Origin of the sequence: Spirillospora sp. NPDC046719 (assembly GCF_040645715.1) — a bacterium.
Lineage (GTDB): Bacteria > Actinomycetota > Actinomycetes > Streptosporangiales > Streptosporangiaceae > Spirillospora.
The window spans coordinates 1-3201 of the sequence record NZ_JBEYYT010000718.1 but is presented as its reverse complement, the minus strand read 5'-3'; the positions used below and the strand labels follow the sequence as shown (position 1 = coordinate 3201).

General features: G+C 75.9%; 3 protein-coding genes. All 3 read left to right on the top strand.

Translation table 11 applies throughout. From position 1 onward, the window contains the following. Nucleotides 1-1990: molybdopterin oxidoreductase family protein (locus ABZ914_RS49160; protein WP_500201487.1), on the top strand; the 1990-nt coding region annotated here is incomplete at its 5' end. 198 nt (nucleotides 1991-2188) lie between these two features. Next, nucleotides 2189-2584, top strand: coding sequence for a nitrite reductase small subunit NirD (gene nirD / locus ABZ914_RS49155; RefSeq protein WP_190866298.1), 396 nt, complete (start codon nucleotides 2189-2191; stop codon nucleotides 2582-2584). Beyond that, on the top strand, nucleotides 2568-3201 hold a 634-nt coding region (locus ABZ914_RS49150), incomplete at its 3' end, for a uroporphyrinogen-III synthase (protein WP_500201486.1). The genes nirD and ABZ914_RS49150, both read left to right, overlap by 17 nt.

Sequence of the window (3201 nt, the reverse complement as noted above, 5' to 3'; positions counted from 1 at the left end):
GCGGGAGGCGCCGCGCGACGACGTCCCCGCGAACCGCGGCGGCCTCTGCCAGAAGGGCTGGACCGCCGCGGAGCTGCTGACCGTCCCGGACAGGCTGACCGTCCCGATGATGCGCCGCACCCGCGACGCGCCGCTGGAGCCGTGCACCTGGGACGAGGCGCTGGACCGGATCGTCTCCGGGATCGGGCGGCTGGCCGCCGAGCACGGGCCGGACGCCGTCGCGGTGTTCGGCGGCGGCGGGCTCACCAACGAGAAGGCGTACCAGCTCGGCAAGTTCGCCCGGGTCGCGCTGCGCACCTCGCAGATCGACTACAACGGGCGGTTCTGCATGTCGTCGGCGGCCGCGGCGTCCGGCCGGGCGTTCGGGATGGACCGCGGGCTGCCCGGCCCCGTCACCGACCTGGCCGCGTCCGGCGCGGTGCTCCTCGCGGGCGGCAACCCGGCCGAGACGATGCCGCCGTTCATGCGCCACCTGGCCGACATGCGCGACGGCGGCGGCGCGCTCATCGTCGTGGACCCGCGCCGCACCGCGACGGCGCGGCAGGCCGACCTGCACCTGCAGCCCGCGGCCGGCACCGACATCGCGCTCGCCAACGGCCTGCTGCATCTGGCGATCGCCGAGGGCCTCGCCGACGAGGACTACGTGGCGGCGCGGACGAGCGGGTTCGACGCCGTCCGGACGGTCGCGAACGCGTACTGGCCGGACCGGGTGGAGCGCATCACCGGCGTCCCGCTCCCGAAGATGCGCGAGGCCGTCCGGCTGCTGGCGGGTGCGGACCGCGCCCACGTGCTGACCGCGCGGGGCGCCGAGCAGCACGCGCGGGGCACCGACATGGTCAGCGCTTTCATCAACCTGGCGCTGGTGCTCGGGCTGCCGGGCCGTCCCGGCTCCGGCTACGGCTGCCTGACCGGGCAGGGCAACGGGCAGGGAGGCCGCGAGCACGGGCAGAAGGCCGACCAGCTGCCCGGCTACCGGAAGATCGACGACCCGGCGGCGCGCGCGCACGTCGCGGCGGTGTGGGGCATCGAGCCGGACGCGCTGCCGGGGCCGGGCCGGTCGGCGTACGAGCTGCTGTCGGCGCTCGGCACGCCGGACGGCCCCAGGGCGCTGCTGCTGTTCGGGTCGAACCCGGTGGTGTCGGCGCCGCGCGCCGCGTCCGTCGAGGAACGGCTCGGCGCCCTGGACCTGCTGGTGGTCGCCGACTTCGTGCCGTCGGAGACCGCGCGGCTCGCCGACGTGGTGCTCCCGACGGCGCAGTGGGCCGAGGAGTCCGGCACGATGACGAACCTGGAGGGGCGGGTGCTGCGGCGGCGGCGGGCGGTCCGCGCGCCCGGCGGCGTCCGCACCGACCTGGAGATCATCGCCGGGCTGGCCGGGCGGCTCGGCGCGCCGGGGGAGTGGAGCACCGACCCCGAGCGGGTGTTCGGCGAGCTGCGCCGCGCGAGCGCCGGCGGCGCCGCCGACTACTCCGGCATCACCTACGAGCGGATCGAGGCCGAGGGCGGGGTGTTCTGGCCCTGCCCGTCCGAGGACCACCCCGGAACGCCGCGTCCCTACCTGGACCGCTTCCCGACGCCGGACGGGCGTGCCCGGTTCGTCCCGGTCGAGCACCACGGGCCGGCCGAGGACGTCGACGCCGAGTACCCGCTGTACCTGACGACCGGGCGCGTCCTGGCGCAGTACCAGTCGGGCGCGCAGACCCGCCGGGTCCCGGCGCTGGCGGACGCGGCGCCGGGCCCGTTCGTGGAGCTGCATCCCGACCTCGCCGAGCGGCTCGGCGTCGAGGACGGCCAGGACGTGAAGGTGGAGAGCCGCCGGGGCGCGGCCACCGCCGCGGCGCGCGTCACGGACGCGATCCGCCGCGACACGGTCTTCATGCCGTTCCACTGGGCGGGGGAGGGGCGCGCGAACCTGCTCACCGGCACGGCCCTCGACCCCGTCTCGCGGATGCCCGAGTTCAAGGTGTGCGCCGTCCGGATCTCGGCGTGAGCGCCTTTTAACACGGCGGTGACAAAGGAGACCCAACCGTGAAACGGCCTCTGCGGAGACTCGGTTCATGAACATCGGGGACGGACCGGCACGACCGGCCACCGAGCGAACCTTACAACGTCAAGGCGCCGGGCCGGCGACGTTCGCCGCAGTGCCCGCACTGTTCCCGCACGCGACTCGCCTGGAGGTTGCCGGCCGATGAGCATCACATCCGAAGCGACGATCACGAGGCGTCCCGCCGAAGCCGCGGCCCGCTGGTTCGACATCTGCTCCTACGCCGACCTGATCCCCGAGCGCGGGGCCTGCGCGATGCTGGACGGCACGCAGGTCGCGGTGTTCCGCGCCTTCGACGGGACCCTGTACGCGCTGTCGAACCTCGACCCGTTCAGCGGCGCCTGCGTGCTGTCGCGGGGCATCCTCGGCACGCGCGACGGCGTCCCGACGGTCGCCTCGCCCATGTACAAGCAGGTGTTCGACCTGCGCACCGGGGTCTGCCTGGACGATCCGCGGGTGGCGGTGCCGACGTTCCCGGTCCGCCGGGCGGCCGGCGGCGACCGCGTGGAGGTGGCGCTCACCGATGACCGCCGACAGTGAGCCGCTGGCCGGGTTCGCCGTCGGGGTGACCGCGGCCCGCCGCCACGAGGAGCTCGCGACGCTGCTGGAGCGGCGCGGCGCGCGGGTGGTGCTCGCCCCCGCGATCCGCCTCGTCCCGCTCGCCGACGACGCCGAGCTGCTGGAGGCGACGCGGGCGTGCCTGGCCCGGCCGCTGGACCACGCCGTCGTCACGACCGGGATCGGGTTCCGGGCGTGGCTGGAGACGGCCGACGGGTGGGGGCTGCGCGACGCCCTCATCGCGGCGCTCGGCGACGCCGACATCGTGGCGCGCGGCCCGAAGGCGCGCGGCGCGATCCGCTCGGCCGGGCTGCAGGAGCGCTGGTCCCCGGAGTCGGAGGGCTGCGCGGAGGTCATCGCGCACCTGCTGGAGAAGGACCTGGCGGGCGCCCGGGTGGCGGTCCAGCTCTACGGGGAGCGCCAGCCGGAGCTGACGGACGCGCTGCACGAGGCGGGCGCCGAGGTGATCGAGATCCCGGTGTACCGGTGGGCGCGCGCCGAGGACGTCACGCCGCTGCGGCGGCTCGTCGGGCAGGCCGTCGCCGGCACGGTGGACGCGATCACCTTCACCAGCGCGCCCGCGGTCGCCGCGACGCTCG